At 71.0% G+C, this 26,068-nt stretch carries 25 protein-coding genes; 8 read left to right on the top strand and 17 right to left on the bottom strand.

The window, feature by feature from the left end; all coding sequences use genetic code 11:
- The first annotated feature begins 149 nt into the window (after window positions 1–149).
- Window positions 150–1,478, top strand: coding sequence for a DUF2252 domain-containing protein (locus SM793_RS13120; protein WP_320438316.1), 1,329 nt, complete (start codon window positions 150–152; stop codon window positions 1,476–1,478).
- Here SM793_RS13120 and SM793_RS13115 read toward each other — a convergent pair whose 3' ends face one another.
- Both SM793_RS13115 and SM793_RS13110 read right to left on the bottom strand, forming a co-directional pair.
- Complete coding sequence (locus tag SM793_RS13115; RefSeq protein ID WP_320438315.1) at window positions 1,479–2,018, bottom strand: hypothetical protein; 540 nt, start codon at window positions 2,016–2,018, stop codon at window positions 1,479–1,481.
- A 122-nt stretch (window positions 2,019–2,140) separates the two neighbouring features.
- Entirely contained in the window at window positions 2,141–2,569 is a 429-nt protein-coding gene (locus SM793_RS13110) for an ATP-binding protein (protein ID WP_320438314.1), read from the bottom strand.
- 164 nt (window positions 2,570–2,733) lie between these two features.
- On the opposite strand from SM793_RS13110, the gene SM793_RS13105 reads away from it, so the two are divergent.
- Window positions 2,734–3,612: a helix-turn-helix transcriptional regulator gene (locus SM793_RS13105; RefSeq protein WP_320438313.1), complete on the top strand. Its 879-nt coding sequence runs from the start codon at window positions 2,734–2,736 to the stop codon at window positions 3,610–3,612.
- Window positions 3,609–3,836, top strand: a complete 228-nt coding sequence (locus tag SM793_RS13100; protein WP_320438312.1) for a DUF397 domain-containing protein — start codon at window positions 3,609–3,611, stop codon at window positions 3,834–3,836. The genes SM793_RS13105 and SM793_RS13100 overlap by 4 nt, the downstream gene beginning before the upstream one ends.
- A 78-nt stretch (window positions 3,837–3,914) precedes the next feature.
- On the opposite strand, the gene SM793_RS13095 is transcribed toward SM793_RS13100, so the two are convergent.
- The 4 genes from SM793_RS13095 to SM793_RS13080 are packed head-to-tail and all read right to left on the bottom strand — an operon-like array spanning window position 3,915 to window position 6,591.
- Window positions 3,915–4,463 (bottom strand): class IV adenylate cyclase, encoded by a 549-nt coding sequence (locus tag SM793_RS13095; protein WP_320438311.1) that lies wholly within the window; start codon window positions 4,461–4,463, stop codon window positions 3,915–3,917.
- Window positions 4,460–5,137, bottom strand: a complete 678-nt coding sequence (locus SM793_RS13090; RefSeq protein ID WP_320438310.1) for a class I SAM-dependent methyltransferase — start codon at window positions 5,135–5,137, stop codon at window positions 4,460–4,462. The genes SM793_RS13095 and SM793_RS13090 overlap by 4 nt, the downstream gene beginning before the upstream one ends.
- Window positions 5,055–5,696, bottom strand: a complete 642-nt coding sequence (locus SM793_RS13085; protein ID WP_320438309.1) for a hypothetical protein — start codon at window positions 5,694–5,696, stop codon at window positions 5,055–5,057. The genes SM793_RS13090 and SM793_RS13085 overlap by 83 nt, the downstream gene beginning before the upstream one ends.
- Window positions 5,689–6,591, bottom strand: coding sequence for a radical SAM protein (locus tag SM793_RS13080; RefSeq protein WP_320438308.1), 903 nt, complete (start codon window positions 6,589–6,591; stop codon window positions 5,689–5,691). Before SM793_RS13080 ends, SM793_RS13085 begins: the two co-directional genes overlap by 8 nt.
- 290 nt (window positions 6,592–6,881) lie before the next feature.
- On the opposite strand from SM793_RS13080, the gene SM793_RS13075 reads away from it, so the two are divergent.
- Both SM793_RS13075 and SM793_RS13070 read left to right on the top strand, forming a co-directional pair.
- A complete protein-coding gene (locus SM793_RS13075) occupies window positions 6,882–7,652 on the top strand; it encodes a helix-turn-helix transcriptional regulator (RefSeq protein ID WP_320438307.1) in 771 nt (256 codons plus the stop codon).
- Window positions 7,639–8,106: an NUDIX domain-containing protein gene (locus tag SM793_RS13070; RefSeq protein WP_320438306.1), complete on the top strand. Its 468-nt coding sequence runs from the start codon at window positions 7,639–7,641 to the stop codon at window positions 8,104–8,106. The genes SM793_RS13075 and SM793_RS13070 overlap by 14 nt, the downstream gene beginning before the upstream one ends.
- Here the strand turns inward: SM793_RS13070 and SM793_RS13065 are convergent.
- The gene (locus SM793_RS13065; RefSeq protein ID WP_320438305.1) at window positions 8,094–8,657 is read right to left on the bottom strand and encodes an HD domain-containing protein; all 564 of its coding nucleotides are present in this window, start codon (window positions 8,655–8,657) and stop codon (window positions 8,094–8,096) included. The two genes, SM793_RS13070 and SM793_RS13065, sit on opposite strands and share 13 nt — an antisense overlap.
- Before the next feature lie 240 nt (window positions 8,658–8,897).
- Between SM793_RS13065 and aspS the strand changes: the two genes are divergently transcribed.
- The gene (gene aspS, locus SM793_RS13060; protein WP_320438304.1) at window positions 8,898–10,205 is read left to right on the top strand and encodes an aspartate--tRNA(Asn) ligase; all 1,308 of its coding nucleotides are present in this window, start codon (window positions 8,898–8,900) and stop codon (window positions 10,203–10,205) included.
- Window positions 10,206–10,281: 76 nt separating this feature from the next.
- On the opposite strand, the gene SM793_RS13055 is transcribed toward aspS, so the two are convergent.
- Window positions 10,282–10,908: a dienelactone hydrolase family protein gene (locus SM793_RS13055; RefSeq protein ID WP_413815947.1), complete on the bottom strand. Its 627-nt coding sequence runs from the start codon at window positions 10,906–10,908 to the stop codon at window positions 10,282–10,284.
- Window positions 10,909–11,059: 151 nt separating this feature from the next.
- Between SM793_RS13055 and SM793_RS13050 the strand changes: the two genes are divergently transcribed.
- Entirely contained in the window at window positions 11,060–12,697 is a 1,638-nt protein-coding gene (locus SM793_RS13050) for an alkaline phosphatase D family protein (protein ID WP_320438356.1), read from the top strand.
- An 82-nt stretch (window positions 12,698–12,779) separates the two neighbouring features.
- Here SM793_RS13050 and SM793_RS13045 read toward each other — a convergent pair whose 3' ends face one another.
- The 6 genes from SM793_RS13045 to SM793_RS13020 form a co-directional block, all read right to left on the bottom strand.
- Window positions 12,780–13,646 (bottom strand): ABC transporter permease, encoded by an 867-nt coding sequence (locus SM793_RS13045; protein ID WP_320438302.1) that lies wholly within the window; start codon window positions 13,644–13,646, stop codon window positions 12,780–12,782.
- Entirely contained in the window at window positions 13,643–16,474 is a 2,832-nt protein-coding gene (locus SM793_RS13040) for an alpha/beta fold hydrolase (protein ID WP_320438301.1), read from the bottom strand. Before SM793_RS13040 ends, SM793_RS13045 begins: the two co-directional genes overlap by 4 nt.
- Before the next feature lie 99 nt (window positions 16,475–16,573).
- On the bottom strand, window positions 16,574–17,035 hold the full coding sequence (locus SM793_RS13035; RefSeq protein ID WP_320438300.1) for a GNAT family N-acetyltransferase: 462 nt from the start codon (window positions 17,033–17,035) through the stop codon (window positions 16,574–16,576).
- Window positions 17,036–17,123: 88 nt separating this feature from the next.
- Window positions 17,124–18,062, bottom strand: coding sequence for an RluA family pseudouridine synthase (locus tag SM793_RS13030; protein ID WP_320438299.1), 939 nt, complete (start codon window positions 18,060–18,062; stop codon window positions 17,124–17,126).
- A gap of 81 nt (window positions 18,063–18,143) precedes the next feature.
- On the bottom strand, window positions 18,144–18,713 hold the full coding sequence (gene lspA / locus SM793_RS13025) for a signal peptidase II (RefSeq protein WP_320438355.1): 570 nt from the start codon (window positions 18,711–18,713) through the stop codon (window positions 18,144–18,146).
- A gap of 417 nt (window positions 18,714–19,130) precedes the next feature.
- Window positions 19,131–19,640 carry a TraR/DksA family transcriptional regulator gene (locus SM793_RS13020; RefSeq protein ID WP_320438298.1) on the bottom strand — a complete coding sequence of 170 codons (510 nt, stop codon included), beginning with the start codon at window positions 19,638–19,640 and terminating at the stop codon, window positions 19,131–19,133.
- Between the two features lie 580 nt (window positions 19,641–20,220).
- Here SM793_RS13020 and ileS point away from each other — a divergent pair.
- Window positions 20,221–23,352, top strand: a complete 3,132-nt coding sequence (gene ileS / locus SM793_RS13015) for an isoleucine--tRNA ligase (protein ID WP_320438297.1) — start codon at window positions 20,221–20,223, stop codon at window positions 23,350–23,352.
- A 157-nt stretch (window positions 23,353–23,509) separates the two neighbouring features.
- Here the strand turns inward: ileS and SM793_RS13010 are convergent, their stop codons facing one another.
- From SM793_RS13010 to SM793_RS13000, 3 genes are all read right to left on the bottom strand, one after another.
- Entirely contained in the window at window positions 23,510–24,892 is a 1,383-nt protein-coding gene (locus SM793_RS13010; RefSeq protein WP_320438296.1) for a DivIVA domain-containing protein, read from the bottom strand.
- Window positions 24,893–24,951: 59 nt separating this feature from the next.
- On the bottom strand, window positions 24,952–25,233 hold the full coding sequence (locus SM793_RS13005; protein ID WP_030301231.1) for a YggT family protein: 282 nt from the start codon (window positions 25,231–25,233) through the stop codon (window positions 24,952–24,954).
- Between the two features lie 92 nt (window positions 25,234–25,325).
- Window positions 25,326–25,928: a cell division protein SepF gene (locus SM793_RS13000; protein ID WP_320438295.1), complete on the bottom strand. Its 603-nt coding sequence runs from the start codon at window positions 25,926–25,928 to the stop codon at window positions 25,326–25,328.
- Window positions 25,929–26,068 lie beyond the last annotated feature (140 nt).

The following is a 26,068-nucleotide window of genomic DNA, read 5'->3' as shown; positions in this document are numbered from 1 at the left end:
CGAACGCGCAGGTCACAGAGGATGCCCGGAAACAATTGCGGCCCGAGCCACTCACCGGGCCCGGACCACCACTCACACGTTCACGCCCCTACTCTAGCCTCCTGGGGCAGCTCAGTTCCCGGCCACCCGCCGAGCCCGAAGGATCCCGAATGTCGCAACCGCCGCCCCCCGCCACCGACCGCGCCGAGGCCGTCCTCGGCGTCTTCGACACGGCCTTCGGCGACCTCCTCGCCCAAGACCCGGCGGCCTTCCGCGTGAAGTTCCGCAAGATGGCCGCCTCCGCGTTCGCCTTCTACCGGGGCACCGCCGCCCTCTACTACGCGGACCTCACCACCGCCCCGTTCGATTCCTTCGGCGCGTCCTTCCTCGACGACCGCACCAGCCGGGTCTGGATCCACGGCGACCTCCACGCGGAGAACTTCGGCACCTACCTCAACGCCGAGGGCCGGCTCGTCTTCAACGTCAACGACTTCGACGAGGCCTACGTCGGCGCCTTCACCTGGGACGTCCAGCGCCTCGCCGCCTCGCTCGCCCTGATCGGCTACGCCAAGGCCCTGTCGGACACGACCATCACCGGACTGGTCACCGCCTTCGCCGAGGCGTACCGGGCCCGGATCGCCGCCCACGTCACCTCCGGCGACGCCGACCCGTACACCCTGGACACCGCCACCGGCCCGGTCCTCGCCACCCTCCGGCAGGCCCGGCTGCGGACCCGGGTCTCCCTGCTCGACGGCGACACGGTGGTCGAGGACTTCGACCGCCGCTTCCGCCTCGGCGGCGGCGCGTTCGAGCTGGACGAGCCCACCAAAGCCGAGGTCCTCGCCGCCTTCGAGGACTACCTGTCGACCCTCCCGCCCTCCACCCGGGTCAGCCCCACCGCCCTGCGGGTCAAGGACGTGGTCGGCCGCCGCGGCATCGGCATCGGCTCGGCGGGCCTCCCCTCCTACAACGTCCTCCTCGAAGGGCACACCGACGCCCTCGAGAACGACGTGATCATCTACATGAAGCAGGGCCAGACCCCGGCCGTCTCACGCCACGTGACGGACCCCGCCATCGCCGGCTACTTCGAGCACGAGGGCCACCGCACGGTCATCTCCCAGCGCGCCCTCCAGTCCCACAGCGACCCCTGGCTCGGCTACACGACGCTGCGCGGCCGCGGCCAGCTGGTCGCCGAGGTCTCCCCGTACGCGACCGACCTCGACTGGCGGGATCTCAACGAACTCCCCGACCTGCTCGCCGTCACCCGCTACCTGGGCCGCGCCACCGCCACCATGCACGCGGCCGCGGATGAATCGTCCAGCGGCCACACCCTGGTCCCGTTCTCCACCGAGCACGCGATCCACGAGGCCATCACCCGCGACGAGGCGGGCTTCACGCAGATGCTCGTCGACTTCGCCCACGCGTACGGCGCCCGGGCCCGCGCCGACCACCAGCTCTTCGTCGATCTCTACCGCAACGGCCGCATCCCGGGCCTCTGATCACCCCTGGGTCAGGGCCGCCAACCGCCCCCGCGCGGCGGCCCTGACCTTCTCCGCCTCCAACTCGTTCTCCGCCAAGTACCTCAATCTCTCCCGCACCTCCACCCCGTCCCGAGTTCGCTCCACCCCCAGCAGCCGCGCGTCCTCCTCACAGTCCCAAAGACACTCCACGTAGATGCCGTCCAACCCCGCCGGTTCGATGGCCGCCAACGCCTCCAGATACCCCACCCGCTCGTGCGAGTGCGGCGTCCACAACCAGAACCGCCGCAGCAGCGACACCGCGCCCCTGGCCTCCGCCCCGTACGTCGCCAGCGCCCGCGCCGTACGCACCGGCCCGCACCACCGCTTCTCCACCCACTCCCGCTCCAACCGCTCCACCAACGCCGCGACGTCCCCCTCCACCTCGACGTCCTCCTCGTGCCGCCGCCCGTCCACCACCTCGGGCAGGTCACCCCCTACCCCGGCATCCCGCACCAACCGCGCCAGATACACCGCCCGCTGATCCGCGTCGTCCCACCGCCAGTCCCAGCGAGCACACATCTCGACCACCTCGGCCGTCCCCCGCGGATCCTCCGCCACCATCCGCGCCCCCAGCCCCCGCCCCCGCTGCACCAGCCCGACCAACGACCCCGCCGGCGCATACCGCCCATCACTCATCCTCGTCACACCCCCATCCTCCCCCGCCCCGGATTTCCCACCTCCACCAGCGCGCAGACCACCTTCCCCTCCGCCAACGGCTCCCACCACCAGCACCGCGCCAACTGCCGCACCATGACAAGCCCCCGCCCGTGCTCCCCGGGCTCCCGCACCACCCGCCGCCCGAAGAACCCCGGGTGCGCATCACTGACCCGAATCACCACCGCGCCCGCCTCGGCCACCTGAATCCCGACACCGACGACCAGCCCACCGGCGTGCGAGACCGCGTTGGTCACCAACTCGGTGACCACCAACTCCACCTCGAACGAGTCGGCGAGCTCAATACCCCAGGCCCTGATCTCCACCAACGCTCTGTGCCGCACGTAGCCGACAGCCTCCTCCCGCGAGGGGACGACCCATGAGACCTGTCGAGGTTCGGTCTTGATGGACAGCACCGGATGCCTCCTATGAGATCGCACACCGACACGTGCCGCGACGATGCCCTCACGTATCGCTACCTCCGGCAGCATGCCCTCGGACTCTGGAAGTGGGCAATATTCCCGCCCAATTTTCCCCCATTCGAGTTGCCCGAGGGTCTCCAGGTGGCACACTGCTGCCCATGGCATGGAAGAGGAACCCGGCACCGCCCTCGGTGTACCGACGCCAGCTCTCCGCTCGCTTCAAGGAGTTGAGAGCACAGGCCGGACTGACGCTGACCGAGGTGTCCGCCGTGGTGGAGGTCAGCCAGGGCTCGCTGAGCCGCATCGAGAACGGCGACCGTGGGACAACCCCGGTACTCGCGAAGGCGCTTCTGGACTGCTACGGCATAACCGACCCGGCAGCCCGCGAGGACATCCTCGACCTGGTCCGCGCCGACGCGGCGCAGCGGCAACCGTGGTGGAGGAAGTACTCCGCCGTCATCAACACCACGAAGTACGGCGGCTACCTGGCCCTGGAGTCCAGCGCCTCTTCCTTGCTCACCTACGAATCCGAACTGATCCCCGGGCTGCTCCAGACCGAGGAATATGCCCGCCACGTGCTGACTGTCATGCGTTTCGATCTGGAGCCGCCCCAGGTCGAAGAGCTGGTCAAGGTGAGAATGACGCGCCACGGCCTGCTCACGGGCGAGCAGGCCGTCAAGCTCTGGGCTGTCATCGACGAGGCAGCCATTCGTCGACTCGCTGAGACTCCCGAGCTTCTGCGCGGCCAACTGCAACACCTGCTGGACATGGGTGCGCGGACCAACATCACCGTGCAGCTCCTCCCGTTCAGCGCCGGCCTTCACCCCGGCCTGGACGGCCCCTTCGTCATCATGAGCTTCCCCGAGCCCAATCCGGATGTCGTGTGGGTCGAGAATGGACCCAACTCGGTCTACTTCGAGGGCTCCAAGGATGTGAAGCTCTACACCGAGGTCTTCGATCACCTCCGGGCCCGCGCCCTCGGACCGCCCGAAACCCATACCCACCTGCACGAGTTGCTCAAGGAGACGCGAAAGTGATCAACAAGCCCGACCCTGCCGAACTCGACTTCTCCGACGTCTCCTGGGAGAAGTCCCCGTTCAGCGGTGGCGGCGACAACTGCGTCGAGTTCGGCGTGATAGGCCAGTTCATCGCCATCCGCGACTCCAAGACCCCGACGCAGACCCCACTCGTCTACACCCGCGCCGAAATCGGCGCCCTCCTCGACGGCGCGAAGTCCGGCGCCTTCGACCACCTGCGCTGAGGCTCCCAACGGGCACGAATTCGGCCGCCTTCGTCGCACACGACGAAGGCGGCCGGAAGCCTGCGCTGTGTCGAGCCGCTACTCGTCCGCAAAGAGAAGCGTCGACTCGGCGAGGATGTCGCGACCTGCCTCGCTCTTGTAGATCTCATCGACGCTACCGAACCGGGCTTCGGAGTAGTCGAGTTCGAGCAGGGTCGCGGCCTGGCGGACGGACGCCTCGTCGGGGCCTTCGATCTCCACGAAGGTGGGGAGGTCGGGCCAGGTGTCGAAGTCGAACGCGACCTCGCCCAGGTGCCACTCCTCACGGTAGTTCTCCTGATAACGGACCTCCCGCAGTCCGAGGCTGCGCAAGATCTCGGCCATGGCCGGCAGATCGGTGACCTCGGTCTCGATCTCGGTGGTGCCGTCGATCGTGGTGGAGTCGGTGACCTGCTTGAGCGTCAGTGTGGAGCGGGTGCCCTCGTCGCGCAGACGGACCCATGCGCCGCCGTCGAGTGCGTCGTTCTCGAAGATCTTCCTGGTGAGCAGGGTCCGGGGGAACGCCTGGACGGCTCCCAGGGCGGTCAAGCGCGCCTGAAGGTCGGATACGTCGACGGCGAGGAACTTGGCCTCGTACTCGTGCTTCATGAGTTCTTCTTCTCGTGTAGGTGAGGGGGGCCGGGCGTGCGGGCTGCGAGAAGCAGTCCCATCCGGTGGGTGTGGTCCCTGAGCCGGCCGAGGTGGGCCCGCTCGGTGAACTCCGCCGTCCGCAGCGTCAACAACAGGTGCCAGGCGCTGATGAAGTGGCGGCTGAGCTTCTCAGGTGACGTGTAGTGCTCGACCAGGTGGTGGCGCGGCTCCACCGGCATCATGAACTCCGCGCCGAACAGGCCGCCGGGGCGCACCAGGAGCTGCATGCGGGCGACGAATTCGGCGAGCGGGCGGTGGTGGTTGGCGCTGTAGTGCCAGGAGCAACTGGTCCAGACTGCGTCGCAGAGCCTGTCGAGCGGCTCGGAATCGAGGAAGTCCTCCTCGACGACTTGGACCCGGTCGTAGAGCCCTTCGATCTTGAGACGGTCGATCAGGCCCATTGCTCGGGCAATGACGAAGCCAGGCAGGCGGACCTCGCCGCCGTGAAGTGCGAGCGGGTCGCGTTCGACGGCGATGACGCGGTAGCCGGCGGCGGCCAGCGGAAGGACGAACTTGCCGTCGCTCGCGCCGATGACCGCGACGGTGGCGTCAGGGGGTGCGTGCTCCTTCAGGGCCGCGAGGAACTGGGGGAAGAAGGTGAGGGTGTGCTCCCATAGGCTCTGCGTCTGCACGGCGATGGGCTCCTTGCGTGTCGGTGGCCAGGATGGCCCGGACGACCTGATCCGGCTCAAGGCCAGTGGTGTCCACCCGGTGCATCGAGAACTGCGCGTAGGCGGCGGCGATCCGCCCCGCGGCGTCCTCACCGAGGGCGTCCCACCGGGAGGTCGGCTTGTCCCGCTCGGCAAGGCGGCGCAGACGCTCCTCCTCCGTGCAGAACAGCTGGTATGTGACAGGGTGGGGCAGGTCCGGCGGCAGTGTGACGCTGAGGCGCGCTCCGAGGGCGTGGTGGTTGACCAGACACCGGGCAAGGAAGCTCTCCACGACGACCGGGGTACCGGCGGCGAGGTGGCGCTGTATCTCATCGACAGCGGTGAAGAGCGCGGAGAGATAGAAGCTCATCCGGGCCTCGACGTTGTCCCGCAGGTCGATCTCGCGCCGCAGGGGTTGGTAGAAGAGCGGCACGGTGGGGACGAGGACTGCCTCGCGGACTGCGGCAAGCATCGGCGCGACGGTCGACTTGCCGGTGCCGCGGAGCCCTTCGATGCTCTCGAACAGCGGGCGGTCAGACACGGGCGTACACCACATCCGGCACAGCGAGGGTGAGCTCGTCGGTCGCGGACGGTCGGTGGACGATGTGGCCGGCGAGCTTGTCGTACCAGAAGGCGTGCGAGTCCTTGCCGACGGCCTTGCAGGACATGGTGAGCGCACCGCGCGGGTCGGCCTCGATCCGCTCGATCTCCCGCGGTCCGCCGACGGGAGCGCAGACCTCCGGGGCGCCGTCCTCGGACAGGTCCTCGTCGACGATCACCTCGATCGCGAGCTTCGCACCCTTCAGCTGTTCGCGTAGGCGGGCGTAGACGGCGGGCTCGGTCACGAGCAGCTCGGGATGGTCGACCGCATTGCCGACCGGACGCATGCAGTGGAGCTTCAACTGCCGGGCGCCGAAGTCCTGGAGGGTTCGAGCCAGCGGCAGCACCTCGTCGAAATTGCGGGCGGTCACCGTCATGGTGGCCCCTGTGGCGATGCCGAGCTCCCGCGCCAGGTCGAGCACGCTCAGCGCGCCCTGGTAACTACCGAACTTTCGGATGTGGTCGTTGGTCGCCCCGATGCCCTCCAGCGACACCCTCAGCAGGTCGAGGTAAGGGGCGATCTCCGTGAGCCGGCGCTCGATGCGGTAGCCGTTGGTGCAGATCTCGACCTGCAGACCGAGCTCCTGTTTGGCGTAGCGGACGACCTGCGTCAGGTCCTTGTAGACGAACGGCTCGCCGCCGAGCAGGGTGACGGCCTCGGTTCCGTACTGGTCATGCATGAGAGTGAGAAGGTCGATGGCTTCCTCTGCGGAGAACGCGTCGGCGTGCTTGAGACGCTCGCCGTGGAAGCAGTGCAGGCACTCGAAGTTGCAGCGGTACAGCAGCTGCAGGTAGAGCATCCGGATCCGCTGGATCCCGGTCACTTCGCCGATCATGTGGGTCTCCGTCGGTCGGGTATCTGGTTGGTGACCTGATGGTGGCGGGGAGTGTCGGGACCGCGGCACCGCATCCCGGGACGGTTCCAGGACGTCCTGGGACGTTTTCAGTGCGTCGCGAACGACCGCAGGAGTGCCAGAAGACCTACGCTGTCCGCCAGATCCGGCAGCACGGTACTCGCGCCGGCGGCGACGAGGTCGGCCTGGCTGTCGACCCCCGTGGCCACGCTCTCCCGAACGTCCCGCGACGTCCTTGCGAACCCGGGCACGCCTCGGCTTGTATTGGATCCGTGAACGAGCGACTCCGCTCCGTACTCGCCCAACGAGGTGTCTCCCCCGAGTCCCTCGCCGCCACGTGCGAAGTGGACCCCAAAACCGTAGGCCGTTGGCTCGGCGGGCGCGTGCCGCATCCTCGACACCGCTTCGCTGCCGCCCAGCACTTACGAGTGGAGGAGACTTTCCTCTGGCCTGTGCCGCAGCCCCGGTCAGGCCGACCGGACACGGTCGGCATCGAGCTGGTCGGTACCTATGCCAACCGGGCGAGCGTGCCCGGGGAGGTGTGGCTGTCCCTGCTCCAGAAGGCCGAGACACAGATCGACGTGCTCGTGTTCTCCGGGACGTTCTTCGCCCAGACCAATCCGCACGTTGCCGGGATGCTCGCGGAACGGGCCGCCGCCGGCGTTCACGTCCGTCTCTGCTTCGGAGACCCGAACGGCCGGGCCGCCGCTGTCCGGGGCCGCGAGGAGGGCATCGGCGACTCCCTGGCCGCGAAGATCCGGGCCTCGCTCACCTACTACCGGAGCCTGTCGACAAAGGCCGGCTGCGAGGTGCGCCTCCACGACACCACGCTCTACAACTCACTGTTCCGCTACGACAGCGATCTCCTGGTCAACCCGCACGTGTGGGGTCAGCCCGCGAGCGCCAATCCCCTGCTCCACCTCAAGAGACTCGACTCCACGGGCTGGTTCGACAACTACGCTCAGAGCTTCGAAGCCGTCTGGGACAGCGCAAAGCCCTGGACGCCCGAACCGGAGAGGACCACCACGCATGGGCAGGACTGAGTACCTCAACGACCCCGACGCCCCGAAGGCCAACACCCTGATCCCCGCCAGCAACCTCCTCGTGGTCGACGACAGCGGTGCCATCCTGCTGCAGCGCCGTCGCGACACCGGCCAGTGGGCGCTGCCGGGTGGAGCGCAGGACATCGGCGAGACCGCCGCCCAGTGCGCGGTGCGCGAATGCCTGGAGGAAACCGGCGTCATCGCCGAGGTGACCGGCTTCCTGGGCGTCTACACCAACCCGCACCACATCGTCGCCTACTCCGACGGCGAGATCCGCCAGCAGTACGAGAACACCTACATCGGCCGCTCTGTCGGCGGCGAGCCCACGATCAACGACGAGGCCGACGGCGTCCGCTGGATCCAGCCCGCCGACCTCGACCGGTATGACATTCACCCCAGCATGCGCCAACAGATCGGCGACTACCTCGCCGGCACCTACCCCTACCTCGGCTGAGCAGCCAGCGCCGCCTCCATCTGCGCAACCGCCGCGAAGATCTGCGGCGTCGCTCGGCGGATGAATCGCCCCACCACACTGTCCGCACCGTAACGGCCGACGATCTCCGTCACCCTCGCCTCCGCGGCCGTCGGCTCTCCATCGGGCGTGGTCGTCATGTCGCACCACACCAACGCATCCACCAGAAGCCCGTTCTCCAGAACGGGAAACTCAAGTTCAAGTGGTTCTCGCATCCCTCGCTCCTCAGCCTCCAGAAGCGCGAACGAGTGGTTCGCCACCAACCGAACAAGCCGATCGTCAGCGCCATGGACATCACGGAGGAACCGAGCTCCGTCCAGTGGATGAAAGCCCGTCATCGCGAGCCGCGGGGCGTAACCCACATCATGAAGCACCGCAGCCGAGGCCAGCAGCTCCACTTGGCCCTCCAGGACCGGGGCGAGGTGCAGAGCCCGCCGGGCAACCCCTTTCGAGTGCGCCCATCGTCGAGGAAGCGAAAGGGCGAGCTCGTGCTCGGCGACCGACCGTGCCCACGCGGAAAGAGCTGACTCCATGGGCAGGCCATTCCCCCGGCCCCGGCGATCAACCCGCACGAATGCGTCCGAAGCCCGCTACGCCCCAGCAATCCGGCCTGGCGGATATTTGCCAAGTCCAGCCTCACTTGATCACGCACCGCTTAATCCGGAGGCACCGGCGCGACCCCTCCGGCTATGGTGACGCCAGTCCCCGGGCGGCCGTCTACCGCCCGACCCAGTGGCGCGACCAACGCGCCCGCAACCAGGGAGTTGCCGACCATGACGCGTACCCTCGTCGCAGACCTTCCCAGCCACCTCGACGAGACGGTCACCGTCTACGGCTGGATCAACACCCTCCGCCTCCAGCGGCGCATGCAGTTCGTGCTGGTCCGCGACCACACCGGTCTCGTCCAGGTCACCCACGCCCGGGGCGGCGAGGGCGACGGGATCGAGGCGGCCTTCGAGAGCGTCACCACCGAGTCCGCCGTGAAGATCACCGGCAGGGTCGTCGGCAACCCCCACGTCAAGCTCGGCGGTCTGGAGGTGGTCCCCGAGCGCGTCGAGGTCGTGTCGCCGGCCGATCCGAAGCTGCCCATCGACGAGAACACCGCCCTGGACCAGCGCCTCGACTGGCGCTTCCTCGACGTCCGCAGGCCCTCGCAGCAGCTCGTGTTCGCCGTCCAGACCACCGTCGAGCAGGCCATGCGCGAGGTCACCGCCGAGGAGGGCTTCACCGAACTCCACACCCCGAAGCTCATGGGCACTGCCTCCGAGTCCGGGGCCGAGGTCTTCAAGGTCGGCTACTTCGACCGCACCGCCTACCTCGCCCAGTCCCCGCAGTTCTACAAGCAGATGGCCATCGCGGGCGGCATCGACAAGGTCTTCGAGATCGGCCCCGTCTTCCGTGCCGAACCGTCCTTCACCTCCCGCCACGCCACCGAGTTCACCGGCGTGGACGCCGAACTCGCCTGGATCGACGGCGTCGAGGACGTCATGGCCTTCGAGGAACGCCTCCTCCGGCGCGTCCTCCAGCGGGTCGCGGAGCGCCACGGCGACGCCGTCGCCGAGCACTTCGGCGCCCGGGTCGTCGTCCCCGAGGCGCCGTTCCCCCGTATCACGATGGCCGACGCCCTCGCCAGGCTCCGGGCCACCGGCTGGGACCCCGAGGGCGTCAAGGAGGACCTCGACCCCGAGGGCGAGCGCAGGCTCTCCGCGCTCGTCGCCGGGGAGACCGGGCACGAGTTCGTGTTCGTCACCCGCTTCCCCGCCTCCGTCCGCCCGTTCTACCACCTGCGGCCCGAGGACGACCCCACCGTCACCGAGTCCTTCGACCTGCTCTGGAAAGGCGTCGAGATCACCACCGGCGCCCAGCGCGAGCACCGTTACGAGCGCCTCGTCGCCCAGGCCCGCGAGAAGGGCATGGCCACCGGGCCGCTCGCCGGCTATCTCGACTGCTTCCGCTTCGGGACCCCGCCCCACGGCGGCCTCGGCCTCGGTCTCGGCAGGCTGCTGATGCTCCTGCTCGACGTCCCCAGCATCCGCGAGGTCACGTTCCTGTTCCGCGGCCCGCACCGGCTGGAGCCGTGAGAGCAGGGAAGGCCCGTTCCGGCCCCCTGCGCGGGAAGTCGGCCACGCCGACTTCCCGCGCAACAGGAGCCACGGACTAGGCGGCGTCCAGCTCCGCCAGGAAGTCCAGGGCGACCGCCCACGCCTGCTCCGCCGCCTCGGCGTCGTAGTCCGGCAGCTCGGGGTCGGTGAACAGGTGGCCGGCGCCGCGGTAGCGGTGCACCTCCACGTCCGCACCGGCCCTGCGCATCCCCAGGTACCAGGCGTTCAGCCAGTCCTCCGACTCGAACGGGTCCGGCTCGGCCACGTGCAGCTGGACGGGGATCGCGGTGGCCGCGTCCTCGCGGATGTCCGAGGTGCCGTGCAGGAGCAGCAGGCCGAGGGCCTTCTCGTCGGCGAGCGCGAGGTTCTGGGCGAGCGAGCCGCCGAGCGAGAGGCCGGCGTAGACGAGCGGTGTCCCGGTGCCCAGCAGCGGAGCCGCGGCCCCGACGGCCCGGCGCAGCAGCTCGTCGCTGCCGATCTCCTCCTTGTGGGCCATGGCCTCCTCGACGTCGTCGAAGGTCCGCCCCTCGAAGAAGTCGGGGGTGTGCACGGTGTGCCCGGCGGCGCGCAGCCGGTCGGCGGCAACCTGGACGGCGGGGCGCAGGCCGTACACGGAGTGGAGGAACAGGACGTGTGCCACGGGCGGGACTTCCTTGCGACGGGGGCCGGAACAGCCTCCCATCATCGCGCATGTCCGCCGGGTGGCCGCGCGCACCCGGCGGGGTGGCGGGACGTCACGTCGCGGTGAAGCGGCGACGAACAGTCAGTTCAGCATATGGAACACTGCATTACCCACCGGTAGCCTGTCCGCCGTGACTGACCTTGTCAATGACATGACCGCCGCCCGCCCCCACCGACGCCAGGTGCTCAAGGCCACCGCCGCCGTCGCGGGCGCCGCCGCCCTGCCGCTCGCCCTCGGCGCCGCCGCCGCCCAGGCCGCCACCGCCCCGCAGTTCCTCCACGGCGTCGCCTCGGGCGACCCGCTGCCCGACGGCATCCTGCTCTGGACCCGGGTCACCCCCGCCCCCGAGGCCGTGCCCGGCTCCGGCCTGGGCGCCGGCACCGAGGTCCGCTGGGAACTCGCCGCCGACAAGGGCTTCGCCCGGATAGCCGCGAGCGGCACCGTGACCAGCGACGCCACCACCGACCACACCGTCAAGGTGGACGTCCGCGGCCTCACCCCGGACACCGCCTACTGGTACCGCTTCACCGCCGGCGCCGTGGCCTCCCCGGTCGGCCGCACCCACACCACCCCGGCCGCCGACGCCGCCCTCGACCGGCTCCGCTTCGGCGTGGCCTCCTGCGCCAACTGGGAGGCCGGCTACTTCTCGGCCTACCGCCACCTCGCCGCCCGCGGCGACCTCGACGCCTTCCTCTTCCTCGGCGACTACATCTACGAGTACAAGAGCGGCGAGTTCTGCGCCCGCGGCTCCGTGGTCCGCCCGCACGCCCCCGCCCACGAGATCCTCAGCCTCGCCGACTACCGCACCCGGCACGGCCGCTACAAGACGGACGAGGACCTCCAGGCGCTGCACGCACAGGTCCCGACCATCGCGATCTGGGACGACCACGAGTTCGCCAACGACGCCTGGTCCGGCGGCGCCGAGAACCACACCCCGGGCACCGAGGGCGACTGGACGGCCCGGATGGCCGCCGCCAAGCAGGCCTACTTCGAGTGGATGCCGGTCCGCCCGTCCATCGCCGGCACCACCTACCGCCGCCTGCGCTACGGCAAGCTCGCCGACCTGCACCTGATGGACCAGCGCTCGTTCCGCTCCCAGCAGGTCAAGGTCGGCAACGGCGACGTCGACTCGGCCGACCGCACCCTCACCGGCCGCGCCCAGATGGACTGGCTGAAGTCCGGCCTCGCCGCCTCCGACACCACCTGGCGCCTGATCGGCAACGAGGTGATGATCTCCCCGGTCGCCCTCTTCTCGCTGCCGGACTACCTGCTGCGCCCGCTGGCCAAGCTGCTCGGCCTGCCCGGCGAGGGCCTGGCGGTCAACACCGACCAGTGGGACGGCTACACCCACGACCGCCGCGAGCTGCTCGGCCACCTGAAGTCGAACGGCATCACCAACACCGTCTTCCTGACCGGCGACATCCACTCGGCCTGGGCCTCGGACGTCCCCGAGGAGGCCGCCACCTACCCGCTGTCGGGCAGCGTCGCCACCGAGTTCGTGGTCACCTCGGTCACCTCGGACAACATCGACGACTTCCTCAAGGTCGCGCCGCAGACCCTCTCGCTGGTCGCCGCCGCCGCGATCAAGGGCGCCAACCGCCACGTCCAGTGGGTCGACCTCGACTCCCACGGCTACGGCGTCCTGGAGGTCACCCCGGCCCAGACCCAGATGGACTACTACGTCCTCTCCGACCGGACCCGCAAGGACGCCACCACCAAGTGGTCGCGCTCCTACCGCACCAAGTCCGGCACCCAGCAGATCGAGCGGGTCTACTCCCCCGTCAAGTAGCCCCCGCCGGAGGACCCCGCCCGCCGTCCCCCGGCGGGCGGGGCCACCTCCCGCACGACCTCCCGCACGACCTCCCGCACGGCTACGACACCACGTCCTTGCGCGCGAAGCCCCGGAACGCGAGCGCCAGCAGCACCACCGCGTAGGACAGCGACAGCGAGACCCCCTGCACCATCCCGCCCCACTCCATCCGCGGCTGCAGGGCGTCCGCCCAGGCGTACTGCCAGTGCGCAGGCAGCCACGCCCGCAGGTCGCCGAGGGCGGTGATGGCGTCCAGCACCCCGGTGACGATGGAGGCGAACACCGCCCCGCCGACCGCCCCCAGCGGCGCGTCCGTGGCCGTGGAGAGCCAGAACGCGAGCGCGGCGATCACGACCTCGCTCAGGAACACGAACGCCACCGCGACCGCCAGCCGGGGCAGCGCCTCGCCGGCGGTCAGGCTCGCCCCGGCCGGCAGCCGCAGGTCGCCCCAGCCGTACGCCGCCGTGCCGACCGCCAGCCCGACCAGCGGCAGCAGCAGCACGGCCGCCGCCGAGAACAGCAGCCCGACCAGGAACTTGCGCATCAGCAGCCGCGCCCTCGGCACCGGCGCGGCCAGCAGGTACCGCAGCGAGGACCAGCTGGCCTCCGAGGCCACCGTGTCCCCGCAGAACAGCGCGACCGGGATCACCAGCATGAAGCCGGTGCCCATGAAGAGCATGGTGGCCGCGAAGTTCGGCCCGGACGAGGTCGCGAGCTCGATGAACGTGGTCCGGTCGGTCCGCCCCGGCGTCCCGGCCACCGCGAACGCCGCCAGCACGACCAGCGGCATCGCCGCCAGCACCCCGCCGATCACCATCGTGCGGCGCCGCCGCAGCTGGCGGACCACCTCGACCCGGAACGGCAGCGTCCGCCCGGGCCGGTAGCCGGCCGCGTGATCGGCCGACACCTCAGCAACCGCGGCACTCACGCCGTACCTCCGATCAGCGACAGGAACGCGTCCTCCAGCCGGCGCTGCGGCCCGGCCGACTCCACCGGCACCCCGAGCCGCACCAGCTCGGCCAGCAGCCGGCTCGCCGCCATGCCGTCCAGCCGGACCAGCAGTCCGCCCTCCACGGCCTCCGCCGTGTCGACCCCGTCCAGCGCGGCGACCTTGTCGGCCGCCGCCGCCAGCTCCACCGCGCTGTACGAGGCCCCGGTGCCGATCAGCAGCTGCGAGCCCGCGCCGATGATCTCCGCGACCGCGCCCGTGGTGACCAGCCGGCCCCGGTCCATCACCACCAGGTCGGTACAGCTCTGCTCGACCTCGGCCAGCAGGTGGCTGGAGACGATGACGGTCCGCCCGGCCGCCGCGTACCGGATCATCACTTCGCGCATCTCCCGGATCTGCGGCGGGTCGAGCCCGTTGGTCGGCTCGTCGAGGATCAGCAGGTCCGGCAGCCCGAGCATGGCCTGGGCGATCGCCAGCCGCTGCCGCATGCCCTGCGAGTAGGTGCGCACCGCCCGGTCCAGCGCCTCGCCGAGCCCGGCGATCGCGAGCGCCTCGTCCAGATGGGCGTCCGCCCCCGGACGGCCGGTGGCCTGCCAGTAGAGCCGCAGATTGGCCCGCCCGGTGAGGTGCGGCAGGAAACCCGCGCCCTCGACGAAGGCGCCGACCCGGGAGAGCACGGGTGCCCCCGGCCGGATCAGGTGGCCGAAGATCCTGATCTCGCCGGCGTCCGGCCGGATCAGCCCCATCAGCATCCGCAGCGTGGTGGTCTTGCCGGCGCCGTTGGGGCCGAGCAGGCCGAGCACCTGCCCCCGTTCCACCCGGAAGCCCAGGTCACGGACGGCGTACCGGTCGGCGGCGCCCTTGTAGCGCTTGCTCAGACCGGTGATCACCAGCGGCACCCCGGCGAGCGCCGGGTCGTACGCGGGTCCGTGCGCGCGCCGCCCGGCCCTGGCCGCCCGCAGCCTGGGCACCAGCACCAGCCCGGCGGCCAGCGCGAGCGCGACCAGCGGCAGCATCCAGGTCCGGGACGGCAGCGGCGCGGCGTCGGTGACCAGCCCGTCGACGGTGGGCAGGGTGACCGGCCCGGTGACAGCCGCCCGGTAGGTGGCGGGCTCGACGGGCGAGGCGTACGCGAGGTCGGTGGCGGCGAGCACCAGCCGCAGCCGGTGCCCGGCGTCGAAGGTGTGGTCGACGGTGGGCAGCGCCACGGTGACGCTCCGGCCGTCGGGGGCGTCCGCCCCGGTCACCCGCAGCGGGGCGGACAGCTGCTGCGGCAGGCTCTGCCTGCCGTCGGGGGCGACGTCGTACAGCTTGGCGAAGAGCACCGCGTCCGGCCGGTCGGCCCGGACCCGGACCGGCACGGTCGGCTGCCCGGTCAGATGGACCGAGGAGTCCAGCGGCGCCGACTCGAAGGCGGCGAACTGGCCGGGGAAGTCCAGCCCGAGGCCGGCGCCCAGCGCGGACGCCTGGCCGAGCAGGCCGCCGAGGCCCGGCAGGGCGGAGATGTTGGACGGCGCGCCGCCGGGCGGGTTGGCGAAGGCCTGCTCGGGTTCACCGTCCGGGGCCTTCAACTCGAACTGCCGCGAGCCGGTGCCACCGAGGCCGGGGTAGCTGTCGGCGGTGGCGCCGCGCAGCACCGCCTGGAAGCCGGTCGAGTCGACTCCGCCGGTCCGGGTGACCCGGAACGCCGCGCCGGTGTCGCCCCCGCCGTCGCCCGCGCCCCCGTCCCCCCGCAGATAGCGGTCGAACCAGGCCGTGACCCGGTCGTCCACCCGGTCACTGGTGTCGGTCGCGCCGTCGTGCCCGCCCGCGAACCAGTCGACCGCCACCGGAGCGCCGTTGGCGGCCACCGCCCGGGCGATCGCGTCGCCCTGGTCGAGCGGGAACAGCGAGTCCTGCTGGCCCTGGACCACCAGCGTGGGCACCTTGAGCCGGTCCGCGACCGAGGAGGGGCTGGACCGGTCGAGCAGGGCCACAGCCTCCGGGTCGGCGTGCCCGGCGGTCGCCACCCGGTCGTACATCCGGCACAGCTCGTCCAGGAACCGCCCGCAGCCGACCTGCCCGCCGCCCTGCTCGGGAGCGAGGGCCGGACGCGCCGCGCCGCCGGACGGGCCGAGTTCGCCCACCGAACCGGTGGTGAAGAAGATCCCGGACCACAGCTTCTTGAACACGCCGTCGACCGCGCCCGAGCCGCGCACCCCCTGCGGGAACAGCGCGTCGGCCAGGTTCCACCAGGTGATCGCACTGGCCACGGCGTCGATCCGCCGGTCGTACGCGGAGCCGAGCAGCGCCACCGCACCGCCGTAGGACGCGCCGGTGATGCCCACCCGGGGGTCGCCGGGCCCGTCCAACCGCACCTCGGGGCGCTGCGCCAGCCAGTCGACCAGGTGCTTGACGTCCTCGACCTCGCGGTCCGGCGCGTTCAGCCCGATCTTGCCGCCGGAGCGCCCGAAGCCGCGCGCCGACCAGGTCAGCACCGCGTACCCCTGCCGGGCGAGCTTCCGGGCGCGCTCCCGCTCGCCCTCCTTGGAGCCGCCGAAGCCGTGCCCGAGCAGGACGGCGGGGCGCGGGCCGCTGCCGGTGGTGAAGAAGGAGGTGTCGAGCTGGACGATCTGCGTGCTGCCGGGGGTCTCGGCCATCGCGAGGAACCGGTCCTCCTGGCGGACGGGCTGTTCGCCCCCGGCGGCGACGGCCCCGGCCACCCCCACCGCGACGACGGCCACAAGGGCCACCGCCCCGGCCACCAGTCTCCGTCCGGCGACCGTCCCACGGCCTCGCCACCGGCGCCACGCCCCACCGAGCTCCATGGGCGTGATCGTAGCCGCCCCCGGAGTAGGCGTCCGATAAGAACACCGGCCCCCGGGAGAGCTCCCGGGGGCCCGCTCCCCGCCTGTCGCCCCCCGGCGCTACAGCACCCGGATCATCGTCCGGTGCGGAATCCCGGCGTCGTCGTACACCGGTCCCTCCGCCGCGTACCCGAGGCGCTCGTAGAACCCGAGGGCCTGCACCTGGGCGTGCAGCTCCATCTCGCGCGCCCCGCGCGCCTGCCCCGCGGCCTCGACGGCCCGCACCAGCTCGGCGCCGAGCCCGGTCCCCCGGGCCGTCTTCAGCACGGCGAGCCGGCCGAGCAGCACCCGGCCGCCGACCCCGCCGGTGATCCCGAGCGCCTGTTCCCCGAAGATCAGCCGCGCCGTGCCGACGGGCTCACCCTCCGGCCCTACCGCCAGCAGGTGCTCCGAGGTGGGGTCGAGGTCGTCCCACTCCTCCTCCTCGGCGATCCCCTGCTCGACGATGAAGACCTCCCGCCGGACCTCGTGCACCAGCGCGAGGTCCGCCTCTCCCCGCGCGACCCGGATCGTCACCGTCATCCCGGCTCTCCTCAGCTCTGCTACTCGGCTCTGCGACTCGGAGCCCCGATCCAGGGCTCCGATCCAGGCTCCGGCTCAGCTCTCCGGCTCAGCTCTCCGACGCGATGATGTCCAGCGCCTTCCGCAGGTCCGCGGGGTACTCGCTGGAGAACTGCACCCACTCGCCGTCCGACGGGTGCTCGAAGCCGAGCGAGACGGCGTGCAGCCACTGCCGGGTCAGCCCGAGCCGCTTGGCGAGGGTCGGGTCGGCCCCGTAGGTGATGTCGCCGACGCAGGGGTGGCGCAGGGCGGACATGTGCACCCGGATCTGGTGGGTCCGGCCGGTCTCCAGCTTGATGTCCATCAGCGAGGCGGCCCGGTAGGCCTCGATGAGGTCGTAGTGGGTGACGGACGGCTTGCCCTCTCGGGTGACGGCCCACTTCCAGTCCGCGCTGGGGTGGCGCCCGATCGGCGCGTCCACGGTGCCGCTGAGCGGGTCCGGGTGGCCCTGGACGAGCGTGTGGTACTTCTTCTCGGTCACCCGGTCGTGGAACTGCCGCTTGAGGTCGGTGTAGGCGCGCTCCGACTTGGCCACCACCATCAGCCCGGAGGTGCCGACGTCGAGCCGGTGCACGACGCCCTGGCGCTCGGCGGCGCCGGAGGTCGAGATCCGGTAGCCGGCCGCGGCCAGCCCGCCGATCACGGTGGGGCCGGTCCAGCCCGGGCTCGGGTGGGCGGCGACGCCGACCGGCTTGTCGACGAGCACGATGTCGTCGTCGTCGTGGACGATGCGCATGCCGTCGACCGGTTCGGCGACGATCTGCACCGGCGCGGCGGGGGCGGGGATCTCGACCTCCAGCCAGGAGCCGGCGGTGACCCGGTCCGACTTGCCGGCGGCGGCGCCGTCGAGCGTCACCTTGCCCTCGGCGGCCAGCTCGGCGGCCTTGGTCCGGGAGAAGCCGAACATCCGGGCGAGGGCGGCGTCGAGGCGTTCGCCCTCCAGGCCGTCGGGAACAGGGAGGCTTCGGGTCTGCGCTGCGGTACTCACCCGTACGAGTATGCCGGACGCGGGGGCTCCCGCCCGCGCCGTGCCCGGCGGCGAGCGGCGGCCGTCCCCGCCCCGCCCGCCCTACTCGCCCTTGTCCGCCTGCTCGCCCTTGTCCGCCTGCTGGTGCACGGTGCCGTCCGGGTTGCTGCCCCGGAAGGAGAGCAGGACGACCAGGATCCCGCCGCAGACGATCGCCGAGTCCGCGAGGTTGAACACCGCGAAGTGCTGGACGGAGATGAAGTCGACCACGTGCCCGCGGAAGACGCCGGGCGAGCGGAACAGCCGGTCGGTCAGGTTGCCGAGCGCGCCGCCGAGCAGCAGGCCGAGCGCGATCGCCCAGGGGAGGCTGTACAGCCGCCGGGCGATCCGCCAGATCACCACGATGACGGCCGAGGCGATCATGGTGAAGACGACGGTCAGCGCCTGCCCCATGCCGAAGGCGGCGCCGGAGTTGCGGATCACCTGGAAGGTCATCACATCGCCGATCACCTTGATCGCCGAGTGGTTCTCCAGCCTGGCCACGACCAGCAGCTTGCTGCCGAAGTCGACCAGGAAGGCGAGCAGCGCGACGACCAGGAGCACGCCGATCCGCCTGCGCCCCTTCGGCTCCTCCGCCTCGGTCGGCCCGGCCGGCCCGACCGGGGCCGGCATCGGGATCGGCGCCGGGGCAGTGGCCGTCCCGGGGGCCTCCAACCGGACCGGAGCCCCGTCACCGGGCCCGGCCACGTTGTCCGGTCCTGCCACGTTGACCGGTCCTGCCACGTTGACCGGTCCTGCCACGTCGCCCGGCCCGCCTACGTCGTCCGGCCCTGCCACGTCACCGGGACCGGGCCCGGCCAGGTCTCCGGCCGGGGCCACGACGTCGGCGGGCGTGGGGACGGAGTCGTCCCGCGTCTGGGGGGAACCTTGCGTACTGATGATCCGCTCCGCTGCCGTGACGTGGGGGGCCGATGGGCCGGTGGAAAACCCGATCTCCGACGGATCATCCGACGGATCAGGCGACGTTACGGGGTCGAGCCTACGGCAAGCCCGACCCCGCCCGTCGTCCCGGTCGACCGCCCGGAGCGGTCAGCGGCGTTCCTGCTTGGCCTTGCACTGGACGCACAGCGTCGCCCGCGGGAAGGCCTGCATCCGCGCCTTGCCGATGGCCTGGCCGCAGGACTCGCAGGTGCCGAATCCGACACCCTCCAGCCGGACCAGCGCGTGCTCGGTCTGGGCGAGGCTGTCGCGGGCGTTGTTGGCCAGCGCCACCTCGCTCTCGCGCGAGATGTTCTTCGTACCGGCGTCCACCTGGTCGTCGCCGGCCCCGTCGTTGGAGTCCCGCATCAGACCGGTGATGGCCGCCTCGGCCAGGTCGATCTCCTGCTGGAGCCGCTCGAGCTCGTTGATCAGCTCGGCGTGCAGCTCGCGCACCTCCTCGGAGGTCCACGGGTCCTCGCCGGGACGGACCGGCAGCTCGGCCGGGTCGACCGACTCGGCACCGCCGGGGCGGGCGGTGGCCCCGACCGGGGTCCGGGTGCGGCCGGGGGCCACGAGAGTGGTGTCGGTGGTGTTCTTGCGCCGTGCGGTAGTGGTCACGGTCCCCTCCCCTGGATCGCCTGCCACGGCCTTGCGTGCCCGCGTGGTGGCGGTACCCGCGACGGTTGTCTTCTCAGCCATGGCTTCGACCCCATCTACGAACGAATCGAGCCGCCGGTTCCCGGCGGCCTCCAGTGCCGGAACGATAATCCCGATCAAAAATGGTCACAACATGACATACCGACGCCTCACCATGATCCCACCCAGCCAGCCGCCACACGCGACACGCCCGCCGCGCCGAACAGAGTTGTGCCCCCCGCCCCGGCGCGCCGAAACCGACTTGCGACGGCCGATACACTGGGCCTGCAAGGCGCAGATGGGGACGAGTACCGCAGTACGCAGCCACCAGCGACCCGGGGACGGTGCGAGCCCGGGGGTGTGCACCGCGCGAAGATCACCCCGGAGCCGCCGGAAGAACGGTCCGCGATCCCCTTCGCCGGTCCGCTAGACCCGGCAGCAAGCCCAAACAAGAGGGCCGTGGAGAGCATCGCGGCCAAGGAGGGTGGTACCGCGGGGCGGCATGCCGTCTCGTCCCTCCGTCGGATCCCGTCCATGCATCCGCCGGAGGTAGACGCCCGTTATGGCCAGCTCCTACAACCCCGTCCCCGCGCAGGTCGACCTGCCCGCCCTCGAACACCGGATCCTGTCGTTCTGGCAGGACAACAAGGTCTTCCAGCGCAGCCTGGAGCAGTCCGAGGGCCGCCCCGAGTGGGTCTTCTACGAGGGCCCGCCGACCGCCAACGGCATGCCCGGTGCCCACCACATCGAGGCCCGCGTCTTCAAGGACGTCTTCCCCCGGTACCGGACGATGAAGGGCTACCACGTCGCCCGCAAGGCCGGCTGGGACTGTCACGGCCTCCCGGTCGAGCTCGCCGTCGAGAAGGAGCTCGGCTTCTCCGGCAAGCAGGACATCGAGGCGTACGGCATCGCCGAGTTCAACGCCAAGTGCCGCGAGTCGGTGACCCGCCACACCGACGCCTTCGTCGAACTCACCAACCGGATGGGGTACTGGGTCGACCTCGACCAGGCCTACCGCACCATGGACCCGTCCTATGTGCAGTCCGTCTGGTGGTCGCTCAAGCAGATCTTCGACAAGGGCCTGCTGGTCCAGGACCACCGGGTCGCCCCCTGGTGCCCGCGCTGCGGCACCGGCCTCTCCGACCACGAGCTGGCCCAGGGCTACGAGACCGTCGTCGACCCGTCGGTCTTCGTCCGCTTCCCGCTGACCAGCGGCCCGCTGGCCGACCGGGCCGCGCTGCTGGTCTGGACCACCACCCCGTGGACCCTGGTCTCCAACACCGCCGCCGCCGTCCACCCCGAGGTCACCTATGTGGTGGCCACCGACGGCACCGAGCAGCTGGTGGTCGCCGAGCCGCTGCTGGCCAAGGCCCTCGGTGAGGGTTGGGAGCCGACCGGCGAGTCCTTCACCGGCGCCGAGATGGAGCGCTGGGGCTACCGCCGCCCGTTCGACCTGGTCGAGATCGAGAACGCGCACTACGTCCTCAACGCCGAGTACGTCACCACCGAGGACGGCACCGGCATCGTCCACCAGTCGCCCGCCTTCGGCGCCGACGACCTCGCGACCTGCCGCAAGTACGGCCTGCCGGTGGTCAACCCGGTGCTGGCCGACGGCACCTTCGAGCCCGGCGTCCCGCTGGTCGGCGGCCAGTTCTTCAAGAAGGCCGACGAGGCCCTGGTCGCCGACCTCAAGGAGCGCGGCCTGCTCTTCCGCCACCTCCCCTACGAGCACAGCTACCCGCACTGCTGGCGCTGCCACACCGCGCTGCTGTACTACGCACAGCCGTCCTGGTACATCCGCACCACCGCGGTCAAGGACGCGATGATCCGGGAGAACGAGGCCACCAACTGGTTCCCGGACAACGTCAAGCACGGCCGCTTCGGCGACTGGCTGAACAACAACATCGACTGGGCGCTCAGCCGCAACCGCTACTGGGGCACCCCGCTGCCGATCTGGCGCTGCGAGGAGAACCACCTCACCTGCGTCGGCTCGCTGGCCGAGCTGTCCGAGCTCACCGGCACCGACCAGGCCGGCCTCGACCCGCACCGCCCGTACATCGACGAGGTCACCTTCGACTGCCGCGAGTGCGGCGGCACCTCGACCCGCGTGCCGGAGGTCATCGACGCCTGGTACGACTCGGGGTCGATGCCCTTCGCCCAGTACGGCTACCCGTACCAGAACAAGGAGCTGTTCGAGAAGCGCTACCCGGCGCAGTTCATCTCCGAGGCGATCGACCAGACCCGCGGCTGGTTCTACACCCTGATGGCCGTCGGCACCCTGGTCTTCGACAAGAGCTCGTACGAGAACGTCGTCTGCCTGGGCCACATCCTGGCCGAGGACGGCCGCAAGATGTCCAAGCACCTGGGCAACATCCTGCAGCCGATCCCGCTCATGGACCAGCACGGCGCCGACGCCGTCCGCTGGTTCATGGCCGCCGGCGGCTCGCCCTGGTCGGCCCGCCGGGTCGGCCACGGCACGATCCAGGAGGTGGTCCGCAAGACCCTCCTCACCTTCTGGAACACCGTCGCCTTCCAGGCCCTGTACGCCCGCACCTCCGGCTGGGCGCCGTCCGCGGGCGACCCGGCGCCGGCCGACCGCCCGCAGCTGGACCGCTGGGTGCTCTCCGAGCTGAACACCCTGGTCCGCGAGGTCGACGCGGCCTTCGAGGCCTACGACACCCAGCGCGCCGGCAAGCTGCTCTCCGGCTTCGTCGACGACCTCTCCAACTGGTACGTCCGCCGCGGCCGCCGCCGCTTCTGGCAGGGCGACGCCGCCGCGCTCGCCACCCTGCACGAGGCGCTGGAGACCGTCACCCGGCTGATGGCCCCGCTCACCCCGTTCATCACCGAGCAGGTCTGGCAGGACCTGGTGGTCCCGGTCGTTCCGGACGCCCCCGGCTCGGTCCACCTGGCCTCCTGGCCGGTGGCGGACGAGTCGCTGATCGACACCGACCTCTCCCGCCACATGGCGCTGGTCCGCCGGCTGGTCGAGCTGGGCCGGGCCACCCGCGCCGAGTCGGGCGTGAAGACCCGCCAGCCGCTGTCCCGCGCGCTGGTCGCCGCCCAGGGCTGGGACGAGCTGCCCGAGGACCTGCGCGCGCAGATCGCCGAGGAGCTCAACGTCTCCACCCTGGAGTCGCTCGCGAACGTCGGCGGCTCGCTGGTCGACACCACCGCCAAGGCCAACTTCCGTGCGCTGGGCAAGCGTTTCGGCAAGGGCGTGCAGGACGTCGCCAAGGCGGTCGCCGCCGCGGACGCCGCCCGGCTCGCCGCCGAGCTGCGCGCCGGGGGCACCACCTCGGTCGAGCTGGACGGCGAGACGGTGGCCCTGTCCCCGGACGAGGTGATCATCACCGAGACCCCGCGCGAGGGCTGGGCCGTCGCCAACGAGTCCGGCGCCACCGTCGCGCTGGACCTCGCGATCACCCCCGAGCTCAAGCGCCTCGGCGTGGCCCGGGACGCGATCCGGCAGATCCAGGAGGCCCGCAAGAACTCCGGCCTGGACGTCGCCGACCGGATCGTCCTGCGCTGGCGGGCGACCGACGACGAGACCGCCGAGGCCATCGCCGAGCACGGTGCGCTGGTCGCCGAGGAGGTGCTCGCCACCGACTTCGCCGCCGGCGCCGCCGACTGGCAGTCCGACACCTTCGCCGACGAGTCCCTCGGCCTCGCCTTCCAGCTGCGCAAGGCCTGACCCGACCCCGGAGCCGCCGTCGCCCACCGGGCGGCGGCGGCTCCGCCGTTCCCGTCCCCCGCACAGAACAAGCGCCACCCCTACCCGCACGCACGAAAGCGCCCCCTCCCCGACCCCGAAGGGCCGAGAAGGGGGCGCCTGTGCCGACGGCTACCGCTTAGTTGTCGCCGTCCTCGTCGATCAGGAAGCCCCGCATCGGAGCCGGCGCCTGCTGCATCGGCTGCATCGGCTGCGGCGGCTGCGGCCGGACCGCGGCCATCGGCTGGGTCATCCCGGCCGGCTGCATCTGCGGCGCACCCGAGTTGCCACCGGCCGACCCGCCGAAGCTCGGCGCACCGCCGTTCCCGCCGAAGGCGCTCTGCCCACCGAAGGACGGCTGGCCGCCGAACGACTGCTGGCTGCCGCCGAAGCTCGGCGACGGACTGCTCATCGCGCTCGCACCGGCCGGAGCCATCGACGAGGGGGCCGGCGGCAGCGAGGCGGTGGCCGGGATCCGCGGCGGCGCGAGCGAGTCGTCCGCCTGCGACTCCAGCTGGCGCAGCTGGGTCTCCAGGTAGGACTTCAGGCGCGTCCGGTACTCACGCTCGAACGCGCGCAGGTCCTCGACCTTGCGCTCCAGCGTGGCGCGGGCGGACTCCAGCGAGCCCATCGCGACGCGGTGCTTCTCCTGCGCGTCCCGCTCCAGCGCGTCGGCCTTGGCACGGGCGTCCCGCTCCAGGCCCTCGGCACGGCTGCGGGCCTCGCCGACGATCTTGTTGGCCTCGGAACGGGCCTCGGAGATCGCCTGGTCCGCGGTCTGCTGGGCGAGCGCCAGCACCCGGGCGGCGCTGTCGCCACCGGGGCTCTGCTGCTGCTGCTGCATCGGGGCGCCCATCGGGCCGCCCATCTGCTGCGGGCCGCCCATGGGGCCGCCCATCTGCTGCATCTGCTGCTGGCCCATGCCCTGGCCCATCGGGTTGCCCATGCCCTGCGGGCCGCCGGGGCCGCCCATCGGCTGGAGCATCTGACCGCCCATCGGCTGGACCAGCTGCTGCTGGCCGCCCATGGTCTGGCCCATCTGCTGCTGCTGGCCGGGGCCGCCCATCGGACCGCCCTGGCCGACGGGCAGCTGCGGGGCGCCGGACGGCAGGCCGAGCGGCTGGTTGCCCATCTGCTGCTGCTGTTGTTGTTGCTGCTGCTGCTGCTGCTGCTGCTGGCCGGGGCCCATCTGCTGCTGCTGCTGCGGACCGCCCGGGCCCATCTGCTGCTGGCCGGGGCCACCCTGCTGGCCGGGAACCGGCGGGCCGGATATGGCGGCCGGCACCGGGGCGCCGGGGCGCGCGTCCTGCGGCGGCTCCTTGCGCATGTTGGCCTGGTTCTGCGCGGCGGCCCGGGTCGCGGCGGCCAGCTTGGCGCGCAGGTCCTCGTTCTCGCGGAGGAGACGGGTCAGCTCCGCCTCGACCTCGTCGAGGAAGGCATCGACCTCGTCCTCGTCATAGCCTTCGCGCAGGCGGACGGTCGTGAACTGCTTGTTCCGAACGTCCTCGGGGGACAATGGCATCTCTTCACCTCAACGTGATCGTCGGCACACCGGCATCCTGTCGCATCGCTCACCTACGACTAGGGCCGCACAAGCGAGATCAGGACATACACAATGATCATCAGTACGAAGAAGGACAGGTCGAGCGCCACGCCCCCGAGACGCAACGGCGGAATGAACCGCCGCAGAAGCTTGAGCGGCGGATCCGTGACAGTGTACGTGGCCTCCAGGACCAGGACCATGGCCTTGCCGGGCCGCCACGAACGCGCGAACTGGAAGACCCAGTCCATCACCAGCCGCACGAGCAGGAACACCAGGAAGACGGTCAGTGCGTAATAGAGCACCGCCCACACGATCTCCATCGCGCTTCCCTCTCCCCGGTTGTCGGCCCTCGGGCCGCTCGTCTGTCACTGACTCACTGTCGATCAGATCCACACGTAAAGTCGTGGTCGGGTCAGCTCTGGTTGAAGAACCCACCCTCGGCGATCCGAGCCTTGTCCTCCGCCGTGACATCGACGTTAGCAGGCGACAGGAGGAACACCTTCTGCGTCACGCGCTCGATACTGCCGTGCAGACCGAAGACGAGTCCAGCGGCGAAGTCTACGAGCCGCTTGGCATCGGTGTCGTCCATCTCCGTCAGATTCATGATCACAGGAGTCCCGCCACGGAACTGTTCCCCGATGGTACGGGCCTCGTTGTAGGTCCTCGGGTGCAGCGTGGTGATGCGGTAGGGCTCTCGTTCGTTCACTACCTTGGGCATGATCACCGGGGCGCTCTTCTCCAGGTTGTGGCGGCGTTCGGGTGTGATGGACGACACTGGTGCCATCCTCGGGGTCTCCTGACGAATCGGGACCGCGGCCGGCACCGGCTGCGGGGTGATGGAGGAGACCGGCGCGGGCGGCGGGGAGGCCGGCCGCGGAATGTCCTCGGTGCGTCCGGTCCGGATCGGCTCGGGATCGGCGTCGTAGTCGTCGTCGGGGTCGTACCCCTGGCCGTCGTACGTCTCGTCCTCCACGAGGCCGAGGTAGACCGCCATCTTGCGCATTGCGCCGGCCATGCTCCTGTCTCCTCCGCTTGTGGTGGACCGACTCCGTCCCGACGGCCGGGCCGAACGGCCCCGTCCGCGGATTCCGCGGTCCGCCCACGACGCTTCGTCAGGCCGACGGCCAGTCAGAGTTCGTGGATGAGGGCCGCGGA

The sequence above is a fragment of the Kitasatospora purpeofusca genome (assembly GCF_034043715.1).
GTDB lineage: Bacteria > Actinomycetota > Actinomycetes > Streptomycetales > Streptomycetaceae > Kitasatospora > Kitasatospora purpeofusca_A.
This window is presented reverse-complemented; position numbering and strand designations above follow the sequence as displayed.